This window comes from Thioalkalivibrio sp. ALJ16 (assembly GCF_000377345.1).
Classification (GTDB): domain Bacteria; phylum Pseudomonadota; class Gammaproteobacteria; order Ectothiorhodospirales; family Ectothiorhodospiraceae; genus Thioalkalivibrio.
Genome location: NZ_KB898058.1, coordinates 1 through 16700 on the forward strand (window position 1 = coordinate 1; position 16700 = coordinate 16700).

Annotated in this window: 19 protein-coding genes; 12 read left to right on the plus strand and 7 right to left on the minus strand. The window is 67.7% G+C overall.

Annotated features, from left to right (window positions below):
- On the plus strand, nucleotides 1-502 hold a 502-nt coding region (locus D000_RS0112610), incomplete at its 5' end, for an IS110 family transposase (RefSeq protein ID WP_018873892.1).
- Between the two features lie 141 nt (nucleotides 503-643).
- Here D000_RS0112610 and D000_RS0112615 read toward each other — a convergent pair.
- The 5 genes from D000_RS0112615 to D000_RS0112635 form a co-directional block, all read right to left on the minus strand.
- Nucleotides 644-1993, minus strand: a complete 1350-nt coding sequence (locus D000_RS0112615; RefSeq protein ID WP_018873893.1) for a DegQ family serine endoprotease — start codon at nucleotides 1991-1993, stop codon at nucleotides 644-646.
- Between the two features lie 14 nt (nucleotides 1994-2007).
- Complete coding sequence (locus tag D000_RS0112620) at nucleotides 2008-2910, minus strand: DnaJ C-terminal domain-containing protein (protein WP_018873894.1); 903 nt, start codon at nucleotides 2908-2910, stop codon at nucleotides 2008-2010.
- 166 nt (nucleotides 2911-3076) lie between these two features.
- Nucleotides 3077-3508: an Hsp20/alpha crystallin family protein gene (locus D000_RS0112625; protein WP_018873895.1), complete on the minus strand. Its 432-nt coding sequence runs from the start codon at nucleotides 3506-3508 to the stop codon at nucleotides 3077-3079.
- Between the two features lie 65 nt (nucleotides 3509-3573).
- Complete coding sequence (locus D000_RS0112630; RefSeq protein ID WP_018873896.1) at nucleotides 3574-3813, minus strand: DUF2835 family protein; 240 nt, start codon at nucleotides 3811-3813, stop codon at nucleotides 3574-3576.
- A 3-nt stretch (nucleotides 3814-3816) separates the two neighbouring features.
- Nucleotides 3817-4680, minus strand: coding sequence for a YicC/YloC family endoribonuclease (locus D000_RS0112635; protein WP_018873897.1), 864 nt, complete (start codon nucleotides 4678-4680; stop codon nucleotides 3817-3819).
- Nucleotides 4681-4764: 84 nt separating this feature from the next.
- Here D000_RS0112635 and rph point away from each other — a divergent pair, with 84 nt between their 5' ends.
- From rph to D000_RS0112660, 5 genes are all read left to right on the plus strand, one after another.
- Nucleotides 4765-5484, plus strand: coding sequence for a ribonuclease PH (rph, locus tag D000_RS0112640; RefSeq protein ID WP_026279994.1), 720 nt, complete (start codon nucleotides 4765-4767; stop codon nucleotides 5482-5484).
- A gap of 2 nt (nucleotides 5485-5486) precedes the next feature.
- Entirely contained in the window at nucleotides 5487-6107 is a 621-nt protein-coding gene (gene rdgB, locus D000_RS0112645; RefSeq protein WP_018873899.1) for an RdgB/HAM1 family non-canonical purine NTP pyrophosphatase, read from the plus strand.
- A gap of 90 nt (nucleotides 6108-6197) precedes the next feature.
- Complete coding sequence (hemW, locus tag D000_RS0112650) at nucleotides 6198-7412, plus strand: radical SAM family heme chaperone HemW (RefSeq protein WP_018873900.1); 1215 nt, start codon at nucleotides 6198-6200, stop codon at nucleotides 7410-7412.
- 2 nt (nucleotides 7413-7414) lie between these two features.
- Nucleotides 7415-7609 (plus strand): CPXCG motif-containing cysteine-rich protein, encoded by a 195-nt coding sequence (locus D000_RS0112655; RefSeq protein WP_026279996.1) that lies wholly within the window; start codon nucleotides 7415-7417, stop codon nucleotides 7607-7609.
- A complete protein-coding gene (locus D000_RS0112660; protein ID WP_018873902.1) occupies nucleotides 7606-7854 on the plus strand; it encodes a transcriptional antiterminator, Rof in 249 nt (82 codons plus the stop codon). Before D000_RS0112655 ends, D000_RS0112660 begins: the two co-directional genes overlap by 4 nt.
- 194 nt (nucleotides 7855-8048) lie before the next feature.
- On the opposite strand, the gene rho is transcribed toward D000_RS0112660, so the two are convergent.
- On the minus strand, nucleotides 8049-9308 hold the full coding sequence (gene rho, locus D000_RS0112665) for a transcription termination factor Rho (RefSeq protein WP_018873903.1): 1260 nt from the start codon (nucleotides 9306-9308) through the stop codon (nucleotides 8049-8051).
- Between the two features lie 195 nt (nucleotides 9309-9503).
- Nucleotides 9504-9830: a thioredoxin TrxA gene (gene trxA, locus D000_RS0112670; RefSeq protein ID WP_018873904.1), complete on the minus strand. Its 327-nt coding sequence runs from the start codon at nucleotides 9828-9830 to the stop codon at nucleotides 9504-9506.
- A 105-nt stretch (nucleotides 9831-9935) separates the two neighbouring features.
- On the opposite strand from trxA, the gene D000_RS0112675 reads away from it, so the two are divergent.
- The 6 genes from D000_RS0112675 (at nucleotide 9936) to D000_RS0112705 (ending at nucleotide 16647) form a co-directional block, all read left to right on the plus strand.
- Nucleotides 9936-11240 carry a DEAD/DEAH box helicase gene (locus tag D000_RS0112675; protein WP_018873905.1) on the plus strand — a complete coding sequence of 435 codons (1305 nt, stop codon included), beginning with the start codon at nucleotides 9936-9938 and terminating at the stop codon, nucleotides 11238-11240.
- Between the two features lie 206 nt (nucleotides 11241-11446).
- Nucleotides 11447-12301, plus strand: a complete 855-nt coding sequence (locus tag D000_RS0112685; protein ID WP_018873906.1) for a ParA family protein — start codon at nucleotides 11447-11449, stop codon at nucleotides 12299-12301.
- Nucleotides 12294-13853: a ParB family protein gene (locus D000_RS0112690; RefSeq protein WP_018873907.1), complete on the plus strand. Its 1560-nt coding sequence runs from the start codon at nucleotides 12294-12296 to the stop codon at nucleotides 13851-13853. The genes D000_RS0112685 and D000_RS0112690 overlap by 8 nt, the downstream gene beginning before the upstream one ends.
- 3 nt (nucleotides 13854-13856) lie before the next feature.
- Nucleotides 13857-14498: a DUF2857 domain-containing protein gene (locus tag D000_RS0112695; RefSeq protein ID WP_018873908.1), complete on the plus strand. Its 642-nt coding sequence runs from the start codon at nucleotides 13857-13859 to the stop codon at nucleotides 14496-14498.
- The gene (locus D000_RS0112700; RefSeq protein ID WP_018873909.1) at nucleotides 14495-15832 is read left to right on the plus strand and encodes an STY4528 family pathogenicity island replication protein; all 1338 of its coding nucleotides are present in this window, start codon (nucleotides 14495-14497) and stop codon (nucleotides 15830-15832) included. Before D000_RS0112695 ends, D000_RS0112700 begins: the two co-directional genes overlap by 4 nt.
- Entirely contained in the window at nucleotides 15829-16647 is an 819-nt protein-coding gene (locus D000_RS0112705) for a PH domain-containing protein (RefSeq protein ID WP_018873910.1), read from the plus strand. Before D000_RS0112700 ends, D000_RS0112705 begins: the two co-directional genes overlap by 4 nt.
- The last annotated feature ends 53 nt before the right edge of the window (nucleotides 16648-16700 follow it).

Sequence of the window (16700 nt, forward strand, 5' to 3'; positions counted from 1 at the left end):
TGCCTGCGCACCGGGCGGGAAGGCGGTCAAGGCCCTGCTGGCCGAGCAGATCGCCTTCCTCTCTCAGCAGATACGGCTCCTCGACCGACAGATCGAACAGCTCCTGGAGCGACCGGATCTGAAACCGCGTCGAGAAGTCCTGCGGGGCATCAAGGGAATCGGACCTGTGTGCGCCGCCACGTTGCTGGCACCGGTGCCCGAACTGGGCACCCTCACGCCCAAGACGGCGGCCAGTCTGATGGGGCTGGCCCCGCATCCGCGCGAGTCCGGCACCCAATCCGGCCATCGCCGCATGACCGGCGGACGCACGGGCGTGAAGCCCATCCTGTTCATGGCCGCCTTGTCCGCCGCCCGGAAGCATCCGGACCTCAGCGCCTTCTACGAACGGCTCGTGGCCAAAGGCAAGCCCAAGCGCGTGGCCCTCGCCGCCGTTGCACGCAAACTGGTCGTGATCGCCAACGCGAAAATCCGCGACGCCAAAACGGAGTGCGTACTGACTTGATGACGAGACATGGGAGTCCGCGATGGAAGCATTCTTGTGGGAGCGGGCTTGCCCGCGAAGCCCCCGCCCGCGTCCGGCTTTGGCAGGAGCATTCGCGGGCAAGCCCGCTCCTACATAACCCCTCCCCGGTAGTGATCACACCTACCTCAGGGTGAGGTATAGGGTCTGGTTGCCACGGCGCAGCTGCAGCTCCAGGGTCTGGTGGGGCGCCAGTTGCTGCGGCAGATCGGACAGCCGCTCGATACGCTGGCGGTTGATGGCCAGCAGCACATCACCCGGGCGCAGGCCCGCGCGCTGTCCAGCGCTGCCGGGCTCCACCGCAATCACGGCCACCCGACTGCGGCCATCGGGTGCGCTGGTCTCCGAGACCCGCACTCCGTCCAGGCGCGGATGAATGGCCGCGCCCTCGACACGCCGCGACTCCGGGCGGTCAAGCCGCGCCACCAGCGTCTGCTCCGCCCCGTCGCGCAGCACGTCCAGGCGCACCTGAGAACCGGCGCGCAGCAGGCCAAGCCGGTTGCGCAGGTCGGCGGCGCTGCGCACCGTCTGGCCTTCCACCCGCAGCACGATGTCTCCGGGCATCAGGCCCGCGCGCTCGGCGGCCGAGGCACGCGTGACCCGCGTGATGACTGCGCCCTGGGTGACGTCCAGCCCGAAGGCCTGGGCCAGCGCCGGGGTCAGATCCTGCATCTCCACGCCGAGCGCGCCGCGCTCCACGCGGCCCTCCGCCAGCAGATGATCGCGGACCTGGCTGGCCATGTTGGCGGGGATGGCAAAGCCGATGCCGATATTGCCGCCACCGCGGGCCAGGATGGCCGTGTTAATGCCGACCAGCTCACCGCGCAGGTTCACCAGCGCCCCGCCGGAATTGCCCGGGTTGATCGAGGCATCGGTCTGGATGAAGTCCTCGAAGCCATCGCCGCCCAGCCCGCTGCGGCCAAGGGCGCTGACGATGCCGCTGGTCACGGTCTGGCCGAGCCCGAAGGGGTTGCCGATGGCCACCACAAAATCGCCCACGCGCAGAGCGTCGGAGTCCGCCAGCGGGATCGCCTGCAGGCCGTCGGCCTCGATCCGGATGACCGCGACATCGGTGGCGGGATCGGTGCCCACCACCTCGGCCTCGTACTGGCGGCCGTCGTACAGGGTGACCAGGATGGCATCGGCGCGCGCGATCACGTGGCTGTTGGTGAGGATCGTGCCGGCCTCCGCATCCACGATCACGCCGGAGCCCAGACCCTGGCGCTCGCGTTCGCGCGAGCGCTCCGGCATGTCGAAGAAACGGCGGAAGAAGGGGTCGTCAAACAGCGGGCTGACCGACTCCACCACCCGCGCCCGGGTGGCGATGTTGACCACCCCGGGGATGGTGCGCTCGAGCATGGGCGCCAGCGAGGGCAGAGGCTCGCCATCCACCGCGGCCGGCAGCTGGGCGGCGACCGGAGCGGGCCCAAGCAGGGCCAGCACCAGGAGCAGAAGGGGAAACAGCCGACGCATGGGCGCTCCCGCGATCAGGGTGCCAGATCGGCGCGCGGGGCGAAGGAGGACTCCGCGGCCATCTTGCGGTACCAGTCGCCGGCCTCGTCCTCCGGCGGGACCTGCACCATCAGCTTCAGGTACAGATCCCCGGGCGGCTTGCCCGGCAGGCCCTTGCCCTTCAGGCGCATCTGCTTGCCGGACTGCGAGCCGGCCGGCACCTTCAGGTTGACCCAGCCATGCGGCGTGGGCACTTCGATGGTCGCCCCCAGCGCAGCCTCCCAGGGCGCGATCGGGATCTCGCGGTAGAGGTTACGCCCATCCAGGGTGTAGCGGCCGTCCGGCTTGACCCGGATCTCCAGCAGCAGATCTCCGGCGCCGCCACTGCCGACCCCGGGGTCGCCCTGGCCGCGCACGCGCAGACGCGAGCCATCCCGGGCCCCCGCCGGGATACGCACACGCTGCACCCGGCCCTCGCCATCGGTGACCGAGACCTCGGTGCCCTTGAGGGCCTGATCCAGGGTGATGTCCACGCGGCCCTCGCGGTCGGCGCCGCGCATGTTGAAGCCAGCCCCGCCCCCACGGCGGCGGCCTCCGCCCATGCCGCCCCCGAAGATCGAATCGAAGAAATCCGAGAAGCCGCCGAAGTCGGCACCGGCACCGCCGCGGCCCCCGCCCTGCGGGCCCCAGCCGGGCGGCGGCCGGAAGTCCTGTCCCTGACGCCAGTTGGAACCCAGCTGGTCGTAGGCCTTGCGCTTCTCCGGGTCGCCCAGGGCCTCGTAGGCCTCGTTGACGTCCTTGATGCGGGTCTCGGCGTCGGGATCCTTGCTGACATCCGGGTGATACTTGCGCGCCAGCTTGCGGTAGGCCTTCTTGATCTCGTCCTGGCTGGCATCGCGGCCCACACCGAGGATCTTGTAGTAGTCCTTGTATTCCATCGCCTTCCTCAGGGGAAACTCTGACTAATGGACTAATGTACACGCTCGCGTTGGTACCCCAGGTTCCCCGAGCCGGAAAAAACGGGGCGCCACCGCGGGTGGACCCCGGGGCAGCGCCCATGTTCACGCCTCGGCGGGCCGGGCCCGCCGGGCGCGGGTTGCCGGATCAGCTCTCGATCTGGATCCGGCGCGGCTGCACGCGGGCCTGCTTCGGGATGCGTACCTCCAGCACGCCATTCTCGGAGCGCGCGGAGATGTTTTCGGAATCCGCGGTGTCCGGCAGCGAGAAACGGCGGAAGAAGGTGCCGCGCATGCGTTCGATGCGCTTGTAGCCGTTCTTCTCTTCCTCGCTTTCGTGCTTGCGCTCGCCGCGCAGGGTCAACACACCGTCCTCCATGTGCAGCTCGATATCCTTCGGGTCCACCCCGGGAATGTCGGCATGCAGCACATAGGCATCGGTCTCTTCGCGGATGTCCACCGCCGGGGCCCAGTCGGAGGTCGCGGCGGAATCTTCGGTGCCGGGCATGTCCGGCATGCGCCCGAGTTCGCGCGACAGTTGACCAAGCAGGCTGAACGGTTCGTAACGGGTCATGTTCATGGCGTCCCCTCCTTGTGCGGGTGTCGTCTGACTCATCCTTCGATATAGAGCCTTGCCCCGCGTTTTCAAGGGCCTGAAGGCCCCGAAGGGAGACGCCGGAACTCGCGCAGCCGGTAGTCGTCGTCGGTGATCAGCTCGAACACGCCATGTACGCCACGCTGGTCCAGGTGGCTGCGCAGCAGCCGCGCCGGAAACTGGACGCTTTCGCCAGTGTCGGCCTGCGCGAACACCACCGCCGCGCGGCCGGTGTAGTAGTCCGCCATCTCCTGATGCGAGATGGCCAGGCGCAGACGAAACCGGCGCATCGGCTACTCCAGGTTCTGCACCTGCTCGCGCAGCTGCTCGATCAGGACCTTCATTTCGACCGTGGCGCGGGTCATTTCGAGATCGTGGGATTTGGAAGAGATGGTGTTGGCCTCGCGGTTGAATTCCTGCATCAGGAAGTCCAGGCGGCGGCCGCCGGGGCCGTTGCCGTCCAGGGTCTCGCGCACCGCGGCCACGTGCCCTTCGATACGGTCCAGCTCCTCGGCGATGTCCATGCGCTGGGCCAGCAGGGCCACCTCCTGCTCCAGCCGCCGCGGGTCCAGATTCAGATCCAGCTCGTGGATGCGGGCGAGGATGCGGCTGCGCTGCTCTTCCAGCATCGGCTGGCGCCGCGCCTGGATCGCGCGGCGGTGCTCCAGCAGGGCATCCAGGCGCGCGCGCATGCCGTCGGCCAGGGCCGCGCCCTCGGCGGCGCGCATCTCGACCAGGGCCTCCAGCGCGGTATCGAACCCGGCCAGCAGCGGTGCCGCCAGGGCCTCCCCGGCATCCTCACGGCCCTGCAGGACCCCCGGCCAGCGCAGCACGTCCAGCGGCGAGACCGGCGCGGGCTGCGGCAACATGCCCGCGATCTCGGCACAGGCATCGGCAAGCACCCGCACGCGGTCGTGATCGAACGCCGCCGGCGATTCCTCGGCCTGACCGCGATCGCGCAGGACCACGTCCACCTTGCCCCGCGCCAGGCGGGCCTTGAGACGATTGCGCACCGCGGCCTCCAGCGACCGCAGGTGATCGGGCAGATGAACGCGCAACTCCAGATAGCGGTGATTGACGCTTTTCAGCTCCCAGTCGAACACGCCCGCATCCAGTGTGACGGCGTGCCGGGAAAATCCGGTCATGCTGGCGATCATGCTCCCCTCCGTGGTGATCCCTGCTGCGTATGGCGGTGGCGGCCCGTATACTGCGCCCCTTTCAAATCTAGCAAGGATCCCAGCATGCGACCCAGTGGCCGAGCAGCCGACGCGATGCGCCCCGTGCGTTTTACCCGCCATTTCACCCGCCACGCGGAGGGGTCGGTACTGGTCGAGTTTGGCGATACCCGCGTGCTCTGCAACGCCACGGTGGAGTCGCGCGTGCCGCCGTGGCTGAAGAACAAGGGCCGCGGCTGGGTCACCGCCGAGTACAGCATGCTGCCGCGCTCCACCCATGACCGTATGGTGCGCGAGGCCGCGCGCGGCAAACTGGGCGGGCGCACCATGGAGATCCAGCGCCTGATCGGCCGCTCGCTGCGCGCCGTGGTGGACCTGGAGGCCATGGGCGAGCGCCAGATCATCGTCGACTGCGACGTGATCCAGGCCGACGGCGGCACCCGTACCGCATCCATCAGCGGCGCCTATGTCGCGCTCTACGACGCCATCCGCAAGGCGCGCGAGCAGGGCCTGATCCGCAAGGACCCGCTGCACGGCCAGGTGGCGGCGATCTCGGTGGGCATCTTCGGGGGCGAACCGGTGCTGGACCTGGATTACGACGAGGACTCGCAGGCCGAGACCGATCTCAATCTGGTGATGAACGAGGCCGGTGGCGTGATCGAGATCCAGGGCACGGCCGAGGGGCACGCCTTCCGCCGCGACGAGCTGGACCAGATGCTGGACCTGGGCGAGAAGGGCATCCAGCAGATCTGCGAGGCCCAGCGCGCCGTCCTGGCCGAGGGCTGATCATGGGCGAGCCGCGCCGCGTCGTCCTCGCCACCGGTAATCCCGGCAAGCTGCGCGAGATCCGCGCCCTGCTGGAACCGCTGGGGCTGGCGGTCGAGCCGCAGTCGGAGCACGGCGTGCCCGAGGCCGCGGAGACCGGGCTCACCTTCGTCGAGAACGCCATCCTGAAGGCACGCAATGCCGCCCGGCACACCGGGCTGCCCGCGATCGCGGACGACTCCGGGCTGGAGGTCGACGCCCTGCGCGGCCAGCCGGGGATCTACTCCTCGCGCTACGCCGGGGCGGATGCCGACGACGCGGCCAACAACGCGAAGCTGCTGGAGGCACTGACGGGCATCCCGCCGGAACGGCGCGGCGCCCGCTTCCGGGCGGTGGTCGTGTACCTGGAGCACGCCGAGGACCCGGCGCCGATCATTGCCGAGGGCATCTGGTCGGGGCAGATCGCGGAACGGACGAGCGGCGCCGAGGGCTTCGGCTATGACCCGCTGTTCTTCGTGCCGGAGGCGAACTGCACCTCGGCCGAACTGCCCGCGGCGACCAAGAACCGCCTGAGCCACCGGGGCCAGGCCCTGCAACAGCTGGCGGCCCGCCTGCGCGCCGGCACGGACGCGGCACCGGCCTGACAGCCAGCAAGACGGATCGCCCTGCCCGCGGCGATCGGTACTTCCCTGGGTGCTTTCGACGCCACCCGACCCCTCGCCTATGCTTCGCACATGAACCCCGCCCTGACTCATCCGCCACCGCTTGCGCTGTACGTGCACCTGCCCTGGTGCGTGCGCAAGTGCCCGTACTGCGACTTCAACTCGCACGAGCCGCGCGGCGGCGAGGCCCCGTTCGCGGAGTACGTGGAGGCCCTGCTGCGCGACCTGGAGGGGCAGCTCCCCGATGTCTGGGGGCGCCGCCTGGAGAGCGTCTTCATCGGCGGCGGCACCCCCAGCCTGTTTCCGCCCGAGGCGCTGGATGCGCTGCTTTCCGGCCTGCGGGCACGCCTGCCGCTGCGGCCCGACTGCGAGGTGACGCTGGAGGCGAACCCCGGCACCGCCGACCGTGCCTATTTCCGCGGCTACCGCGAGGCGGGGGTCAACCGGCTGTCGCTGGGGATTCAGAGCTTCGACGACACGATGCTCGCGCGCCTTGGGCGGATCCACGGCGCGGCAGAGGCACGCAGCGCGGTGGAACACGCCCGCGCCGCCGGCTTCGAGGCGATCAACCTGGACCTGATGTTCGGGCTGCCGGGGCAGTCGGTGGCAGCCGGACTGGCGGACCTGGAGGCGGCGATCGAGCAGGACCCCGGGCATGTCTCCTGGTATCAACTGACCCTGGAACCCAACACCTATTTTGCGACCCGGCCCCCGCAACTGCCGGACGACACGCTGATCGAGGAACTGTTTGCACGCGGGCAATCGCGTCTGGCGGCGGCTGGCTATACTCGATACGAGGTCTCCGGCTACGCCCGCCCCGGACAGGCCTGCCGCCACAACCGCAACTACTGGATGTTTGGCGACTACCTGGGGATCGGCGCCGGGGCCCACGGCAAACTGACGCAGGTGCACGAGGGACGCATCCTGCGGCGGATCAAGCCACGCCAGCCGGAGGCGTATATGGCCGCGCCACAGCAGCACCAGGACCACCCGGTCCCGCCGCAGGAGCGGCCGTTCGAGTTCCTGCTGAATGCGCTGCGCCTGGTGGAGGGGGTTCCGGCCGCGAGTTTCGAGGCCCGCTGCGGCCTGGCGCTGGCAAGCCTGGAACCAGCCCTGTCCGAACTGCGGGACGAGGGGCTGCTGGTCGCCGATACGCAGCGCCTGCAGGCCACGGACAAGGGCCTTGCGTTTCTCAATGACGTGCTGGAGCGCTTTCTTCCGGAACGGACGCCGCAGGACGCGATCGCCACGCCGATAGCCTGGCCCGCGAGTCGGGAGGAGGGTTGATGATGCGCCCTGTCGAGTTTGTCGGTTTTGCCTGTCCCTGGTGTGGCGAACCGGGCGAGACCACCGTGGACATGGTCAGTGGCGACCGCGAGTGGATCGAGGACTGCGCCGTCTGCTGTGCCCCCATCGTGTTCCGCCGCGAGGATGCCGGGGACGAGGAGCTGCCGCGAATCAGTGCCCGGCGGGAGGGCGAATGAACCCGGCACCGCCATACACGCCCATCGCCTGCGAACGCTACTCGGAACTGGAGCTGGCGATCCTGCGCGGGCAGTTCCTGCGCACGCACTGGCGGCGCGCACAGATGGACCGGATCGCGGTGGTACGGCCGCTGGATCTGCGCACCCGGCGCGGCGCCGAATTCCTGATCCTGCGGGATACCGAGGGCCGGCGGCAGTGGTGGCGCCTGGACCGCCTGATCAGCTTCGAGCCCGTCCCGGGCTGAACACCAAAAGGCAATCTACAGGAAGGCATGAAGACCGGAAGAACGGATCCAAACGGGCCGGTAACAGCCTCCGGCGATGGGCCGACCCGCGAGACCTCGGCCCTACCCGGATACCCCTGAAACCTTCCGTTCTTCGAACCTTCCTGTAAACCGCCCTTGCCTTTCGAGGCAGAGGCGGCCGCGGCGGGTCGCAGCTAGCTGCGCTTCATCTGGTCGAAGAACTCGGAGTTGGTCTTCGAGGACTGCATGCGGCCGAGCAGGAATTCCATCGCCTCGATGTCGTCCATGCCGTGCAGGAACTTGCGCAGGATCCAGAGCTTCTGCAGCTCGTCCGGGGCGGTCAGCAGTTCCTCGCGGCGGGTGCCGGAACGGTTCACGTTGATCGCCGGGTAGATACGTTTCTCGGCGATCCGACGTTCGAGGTGCAGTTCCATGTTGCCGGTACCCTTGAACTCCTCGTAGATGACCTCGTCCATCTTGGAGCCCGTCTCGACCAGGGCAGTGGCGATGATGGTCAGGCTGCCACCTTCCTCCACGTTGCGCGCGGCGCCGAAGAAGCGCTTCGGGCGGTGCAGGGCGTTGGCGTCCACGCCGCCGGTCAGCACCTTGCCGGAGCTGGGGGCAACGGTGTTGTAGGCACGCGCGAGGCGGGTGATGGAGTCCAGCAGGATCACCACATCGCGCTTGTGCTCGACCAGGCGCTTGGCCTTCTCGATCACCATCTCGGCGACCTGCACATGGCGCTGGGCCGGCTCGTCGAAGGTGGAGGAGACGACCTCGCCCTGGACCATTCGGTCCATCTCGGTCACCTCTTCCGGGCGCTCGTCGATCAGCAGCACGATCAGGTAGCACTCGGGGTAGTTCGCGGCGATGCTCTGGGCGATGTTCTGCAGCATCAGCGTCTTGCCCGCCTTCGGCGGCGAGACGATCAGGCCGCGCTGGCCCTTGCCGAACGGGGAGACGATATCGATCACCCGGGCGGTGATGTCCTCGGTGGAACCATTGCCGCGTTCCATGCGCATGCGCTCGGAGGGGTGCAGCGGCGTCAGGTTCTCGAACAGCACCTTGTGCTTCGCGTTCTCCGGCGGCTCGAAGTTGATCTCCGACACCTTGAGCAGCGCGAAGTAGCGCTCGTTGTCCTTCGGCGGGCGGATCTTGCCGGCGATGGTGTCGCCGGTGCGCAGGCCGAAGCGCCGGATCTGGCTGGGGGAGACGTATACATCGTCCGGCCCGGCCTGGTAGGAGCTGTCGGCGCTGCGCAGGAAGCCGAAGCCGTCGGAGAGTATCTCCAGGACGCCGTCTCCGTAGATGGCTTCGCCGCTTTTGGCGTGGGCCTTGAGCAGGGCAAAGATGATGTCCTGCTTGCGGGCGCGGGACATGTTCTCGATGCCCTTTTCTTCGGCGAAGGCCACGAGATCGGCAGCGGACATCCGCTTCAATTCGGTCAGATTCATGCGAGGGGTGCTGTATTCAACGTGAATGATCGACGACCGGGGGTGGCCGTACGGATTGACTGGAAGGAGGAGGGAATGGCCTGGCGGCCATTCGAATGTGCCCGATGGTAAGCGAGCCGGCGTCTCGGGGCAAGCCCGGCCCGCAGAGGCGCCTGCGGGGCCCGGCGGCGGGTGCCCGCGCCGGGCCCGGTGGCCCTACAGGTGCTGATCCAGGAACGCGGTCAGTTGCGACTTGGACAGGGCCCCGACCTTGGTGGCCTCGACATCGCCACCCCTGAACAGCATGAGCGTGGGGATACCGCGGATGCCGTACTTCGGCGGGGTCGACGGGTTCTCGTCGATGTTCAGCTTGGCGACCTTGACCTTGCCGGCGTATTCTTCGGCGATCTCGTCCAGAATGGGGGCGATCATCTTGCAGGGGCCGCACCACTCCGCCCAGTAATCCACCAGGACCGGCTGGTCGGCCTTCAGGACGTCCTCGTCGAAACCGGCGTCCGATGTGTACACAATTTTGTCGCTCACTCCGAGCCCTCATGACTTGGGTTGGGAAAGCAGCCTGCAACGCGGGCCGCACGCTTCTTACTATCGACGATGATCGCCAGACAGTTCAAGTAATAGAGGATTCACATGACCGACCCCGCGCAGGACACGCCCCGCTTCGACCAGCTGGATCTACCCGAGGCCGTACAGGCGGGCATCCGCGCCACGGGTTTCGAGACCTGCACCCCGATCCAGGCCCAGACCCTGCCGATCGCCCTGGCCGGGCGCGACGTGGCGGGCCAGGCCCAGACCGGCACCGGCAAGACCGCGGCCTTCCTGATCGCGACCTTCAACCGCCTGCTGCGCCAGCCACCCGCGCCCGGGCGCGGCCCCACCGACGTGCGCGCCCTGATCCTGGCGCCAACCCGCGAGCTGGCCATCCAGATTCACCGCGACGCCGAGGCACTGGGCCGCGATACCGGGCTGAAACTGGCCCTGGCCTACGGTGGCACCGGCTACGACACCCAGCGCGAACAACTGGAGGCCGGGGCCGACATCCTGATCGGCACGCCGGGACGGATCATCGACTACTTCAAGCAGAAGGTCTTCGGCCTGCAGTACACCGAGGTGGTGGTACTGGACGAGGCCGACCGCATGTTCGATCTCGGCTTCATCAAGGATGTGCGCTTTCTGATGCGGCGCTGCGCACCGGCCGCAGAGCGCCTTTCGATGCTGTTCTCGGCCACGCTCTCCTTCCGCGTGATGGAGCTGGCATACGAGCACATGAACAATCCGGAGAAGGTACAGGTGGAGGCCGAGACCCTCACCGCGGACCGCGTGCGCCAGACCATCTACTACCCGGCCAACGAAGAGAAGATCCCGCTCCTGCTGGGGCTGGCACGCGACCTCGAGCCGGAGCGCGCCATCGTATTCGTGAACACCAAGCACGGTGCCGAGAAGGTCTGCGACTGGCTGAACGCGAACGGGCAGAAGGCGGAGCTGCTTTCCGGCGACGTGCCGCAGAAGAAGCGCTCGAAGCTGCTGGAGCACTTCGCCGCCGGGGAATACACCTTCCTGGTCGCCACCGACGTGGCCGCGCGCGGCCTGCATATCCCGGCGGTCACCCATGTGTTCAATTTTGATCTGCCGCAATCGGGCGAGGATTACGTGCACCGCATCGGGCGCACCGCCCGCGCCGGCGCCGAGGGCGACGCCATCAGCTTCGGCTGCGAGGACTCCGCGTTCTACCTGCCGGAGATCGAAAGCTATCTGGGCGAGCGCATCCCCACCGCGAGCGTGGACCCGGAGCGTCTGTTCCAGGATGCAGTGAAACCGAAGCCGCGCCCGCGCAAGCCGCGCGACGACCGCCGCGGTGGCGGCAACAGCAGGGGGCGTGGGAACGGCTCGGGCCGACCCGGGGGCGGGCGACCCCGCCAGGACCGCCGCAGCTGAAGACCGCACGCCCCGCGGGCCGGCGCCGGTGCGCGGCCCGCGGATGCGCGGGGGAAGGAAAAATGGTGCCGGCGAGAGGAGTCGAACCTCCGACCTATCGATTACGAATCGATTACCAACGCCCAGCTTGAACCAACAATGTAGAGGACTACTCGTCAGGTGGCCCGAAAGGACTGGTCAACACACCAGAACTACGGGGATACACCATGACAGTCCGAATCACGACGACCAGCACCAAGGGCGGTGTCGGTAAAACCACCGTCACGGCCAACCTCGGCGCCTACCTCGCGGACCTCGGCTACAAGGTCCTGCTGATCGACGCCGACATTCAGCCCACCCTGTCCAGCTACTTTCCGGTGGACCCGGCCCTGATCGCCGCCGGGGGACTCACTGAACTCATTACCAACGGCGACACCGACGGCACGGTGACCCCGATCGACATCCCGCTCGATGGCGAGCACGACGGGGCGCTCGACATTGTGCTGTCCAACGACCCCCAGGGTCGGCTGCAGCAATGGATCCTCCACACGCCGGACGGCCGCGTGCGCCTCAAGCACATCCTCGCGGATTACGACGACCTCTATGACGTCGTCCTGCTGGATACCCAGGGGGCTGTCGGCCCCCTGCAGGATGCCGCTGTCCTGGCGGCAGACTTCCTGCTCTCCCCTATTCCCCCCGAGATTCTCTCCGCCCGCGAGTTCGCGCGCGGCACCGTGTCGATGCTCAAGCGGCTGCAACCGATGGCGGCCATGGGCGCACCGGTCGGCCCGCTGCGCGGCCTCCTCTACCGCGTCGATCGCACTGGAGACGGTCGTGCGATCGCGGACGAACTCCGCCGCGAGGCGACCGGTGAAAGCCGCGGCCAGATCACCATACTCGATACGTTCATCCCCGCCGCCGTGGCCTACCGCGAGGCGGCCACCCAGCAGGTGCCCGTCCATCGGTGGGAGCCCCACCGCCAAGGCCCCACCCTGTCCGGTGCCGAGACCATGCGCCGCCTCACCGAGGAGCTGCTGCCTCACCTGATCCACGACCGTGAGGGAGGGGCGCAACATGGCTAAGAAACAGCTGAGTTCGGAGGAGCTGCGCAGCCGCCTGACCGTCGGTCATTTCGGCGATGCGGCGGCGCAGGAGCTGCCGCCCGGAGATCCCCTGACCGTCACGCAGATGGTGCTGGAGATCGACCGGATCCAACCGTATGACGGCAACCCCCGGCGGCAGCGCAACCCGCAGTACGACGAAATCAAGGCATCCATCCGGGCGCAGAAGCGCCTGAACAATGCGATCGAAGTCACGCGGCGACCGGACGACGACGTCTATATGGTGCGCGCCGGCGGGAACACGCGGCTGCAGATCCTCAAGGAACTCTATGAGGAGACCGGCGACGAGGCCTATCGCCGGGTGCATGTCCTCTATCACCCCTGGACCTCGGACCAGGATGTGCTGGGCGCGCACCTGGTGGAGAACGAAATGCGCGGCACCATGACCCTGATTGATCGCGCCCTCGCGGTTGATCGGCTGCGCGAAATGTTCGAGGAGGCTGGAGAAAGTCTGAGTCGTAAGGAGTTGCAACGGCGACTGCAGGACATTGGTTACACCGCCTCCCTGAAACTACTGCGTCGATTTGAATACGCCTCGAAAACTCTACTCCCGTGCATCCCCCAGGCGCTCCATGGCGGTCTTGGTGGACAGGCGATCGAGAAGCTCCGTGATCTCCACCGGTCGGCCCATGCCGTCGGCGAATCCCATGGACACACCCAGGATGCGGTGGACATGGTGTTCGAGGAATCCCTCGCCGTTACCGATGCGCCTGATTGGGACCCCGGCGCCGCGCGGCAGGAGCTGGAGCGACGTCTGGCCGAGGAGCTGTCCCTCGATCTGCGCACCGTTCGGATGGAACTCGATACGCCACCGACGCAGGATTCCGAGGGTGCGACGGGCCCAGCCAATATGCCCCCGGACATGGGCGCAATGGGCCAACCGACACCGCCGGTCCACGATGCCTCACCTGACGGAGCGCCCGGAGCGCCCCCCGGACGTTCCGGGACCGCAACCGATCCAGTGATCGGTGATGGGGCCGGTGCGGGTGATCCGCCTCCTGCCGCCCCACCGGTCACGGCGCCGACTGAGCCCGCGCCCGGCCCCGCGCCAACCGTGGCGGAGCTACGGGATCGGATCTACACGCTGGCCCGGCAGATCGCCACCCGCTACCACTACGCCGAGCAGATCCAGCCCGTAGACATCGGCTATGGCTACTTCATCGACCTGCCGAGCGAGACGGTCGAGGAGGCGGCGGCGCGCATGAACGGGGTGGAGATCGACTATCGCCACTGGACCTGGTGGCTGCTGGTCAGCTGGTCGCAGATCGGCCTGCACACGGACCGCGTCCTGCAGACCGCCCCGACCCATCGCCTGGCCTCAGTCATTCACCGCGCCGACGAGGAGGAGGTCATCGCACGGCACATCGCCGAGCCATCCTGGCGCGGGCTGGGCTGGATGGTCAGCTCGTGTCTTCGGGAGCCCGATTTCGCGGACTTCGTCGCCCTCGTCCAGGCCTGCCGCGACCTGCAGCGCCAGGCCGACGCGGACGATCTCGATCCGTGGGAGGGCTGAGCCATGAGCAGCACAGCGGATCTCACCCTCCACGTCCTGCGCTTCGCCATGGACCGGCTGCAGGCCGCCGACATGAACGCCCTCAGTGTATTGGGGCTCACACCGGAACAAGCCTCGACCCTCGCCGACATGACGCTCGACGAGCTGGTCGAAATCTCGCGGCTCGGGCACCTGTTCATTGACCTGCAGATCGACGCGGACCGATTCGATCAGCTCCTCGATCGAGCGCGGGGCGAGGTCCAGTCCCGGCAGGTCCAGGACGAGCTGCTGCGGCACCAGGCCGACGCCCGGATGATGGAGGCGCTATTCGGATTGACGACGACGGATGTCGCCCGTCGGCGGCGAGTGCTCGGGCTGCCCTCGCAGCCCGGTCGGCCGCGCTCCCCCTCGCCAGAACAGGCTCAGGCGATGTGGGACGCATGGCGGGCCGCCCCAAAGGACCTGCCGGATCCGGATCGCTATCTCCACGTCGCGCGCGGCACGAAAACCTCGGCCGCTGCGGTTTACCGCCTCGTCGCGGAGTGTCAGCAAACACTCACCGATCGGGCCCCAACGTATCCGCCGGCCAAGACGACGCAACCCGTGGTGGACCTGGTGCATCACCAGTTCGGGACCCACCTCTATTCCGCCGGGGGCTCGTCGTGAGTGCAGCGGAGATCACACCCCGCATCCGAGGACTCAAGGCGTACCTGGAGGACGCCGCGCGGCAGCTACGGGATCGACCGCCGGACCCCGCCGGCGAGGAGGAAGGCGCAGAAGGCGCAGTCCTGTATTTCGGGAACTGGCATGACTCCCACCCCCGGGCGCTGCTATTCGCCGACGAGCTGGGGCCGACCGACAAGCTCGCCTGGATGGTGATTCAGGCATCCTCGGACCCCCGGGCCCCCGCCGGATTCCCGTCGTATGACGAGTTCGGACGCGCCGGCCTCGGGTCCCGGCCCACCATCGCCGCCGCCATCGCCATGCTGCGCATCACCCGATGGATCTCGCTGTGCGATCGCGTCCGTGATCCGCAGGGGCGATACCGGGGGAGCGTCTACGCGATCCACGACGAGGCGGTATCGGTCACGGAGGCGATGTACCTCGATCCGGAGTACATCACCTATCTGGAGAGCCTGACCGACCACGGCCATCGACGGGTGCGCGAGACGGCGCAGCAGGTCCTGTCCACGATCCATCAGCGCCTCGATGCCGACCACGACCTCACGGATCCCGTAGACCCCGGGGATCGCTTTGAGCGCCGCCTCGCCACCCATAACCCCGAACCGGCCGTGCGAGCCGCCGCGAGCCCCAGGGGCCGCGCCGGAAGCAGCCAAGTTAAGGAGGCTAACTCGGGTGAGAGCCAAGTAAAGAATCTTAACTTGGCCGCCGATCACCGAGTAAAGAATCTTAACTCGGTGGGCCCGCCCGCAAAAACTCCAGAAAAAACAGGAACTTCGTACCAAGTAAAGAATCTTAACTCGGCTCACGCGCGCGGGGGTAGTAGTAGTTTATATAAACCTACTACTACAAAACCTACCTCTGAGGTATTGGAACAACCAGGCGCGCGCGACAGTGAGGAGGCAGTCGCTGAGCTGCACTACCCCGAGAGCTTCGGTGCCGATCACCGCAAGCTGGCTGAGCGATGCCTGCAGGGATTGTCCGCCGACCAGGCCCAGCAGGTCCTGGACGAGGTCGCCGGTGCCATCCGGGATCGCGCTCAGACGGATCCGATCCGAAACCCCTTGCGCTACCTGAGTGCCGTCGCCAAACGGGCGCGCAGCGGCGAGTTCCTTCCGAGCTACGCCGTGGACGCGGCCGAACGACGGCGACGCAAGGCCGAGCAGGCGGAGCGCGAACGGCGAATCGATCAGGCAAGCGTCGAGCAAGCCGAGGCCCAGGTCGTCACGGTCGAGATCGACGCGAACAACGAACTGGTGCAGCGGATAGAGAAGGCCCGCAGTCGCAGCACCCACCGATCCAAGGAGTCAGGGGCATGATCCTCGACGAACACGACATGCCGTTCAGCCACGGCCGGGCTCGGGTAGTCCGGGATGCGCTGAATCGCGAGACCGACCAGCGGTACGAGTTGGTCGAAGTGCATTGGGGCGACCAGCACGCGGGCTACGGCGTAGCCCGGGTCGATCCCGATTCACCACCCGAGCCCCCGCCTCGGCCAGCAGACGACGAGGAGCCAAGCGAGTCGCTGCGACAGGCCGCACGGGAACACCGCCCGACGTCAAACGGGGAGCCACCCCGAGACCAGTCCGCCACTGCGGACGCCGAGGTGCCGACCTATACCTTGCGCCCGGCCTTGCGCAGCGTATGGCCCACGGTGCTCAAGTTTGCGCTGCTCCTCGCCGTGCTGGCGTGGACGCCGGAGATCGTGGCCTGGCTGGGGCAGCTGCCCGATCCAGTAGGCGCGAGCATTGCCGAGTGGCGCATGACCATCCCGGGCATCGGCGAGCTGCCCATCGTGCAGGCAGCGCTATCGATGGTTCTCGGTGTCTGGATGGTGCTCACCGCGTTCCGGATCGTGTTCGCGATCTACTACTACCGATTCACCCTCGAACCGGACCGCGTGACGGTGCAGACCGGGATTATCGCGCGCCACCGCCGCACGATGCGCTATGCCAATGCCCGGATCCCGACCCTGGAACAGGGAGTCATTGATCGCCTGATCGGAATCGGCGAGGTCCGGGTGTCCTCGGCGGGCGGCGGCGAAACCGGCGAGATCCGGCTGCACGGGATCCGGCGCCCCATGGAAGTGAAGGAGGAGATCCAGCGGCGCGTGGACGCGGTTTGGGAGCGCTGAGCCAGAGAGGGGGGGGGACACTGTCCCACCCTGAGCCAGACCAGAGGGGGGGG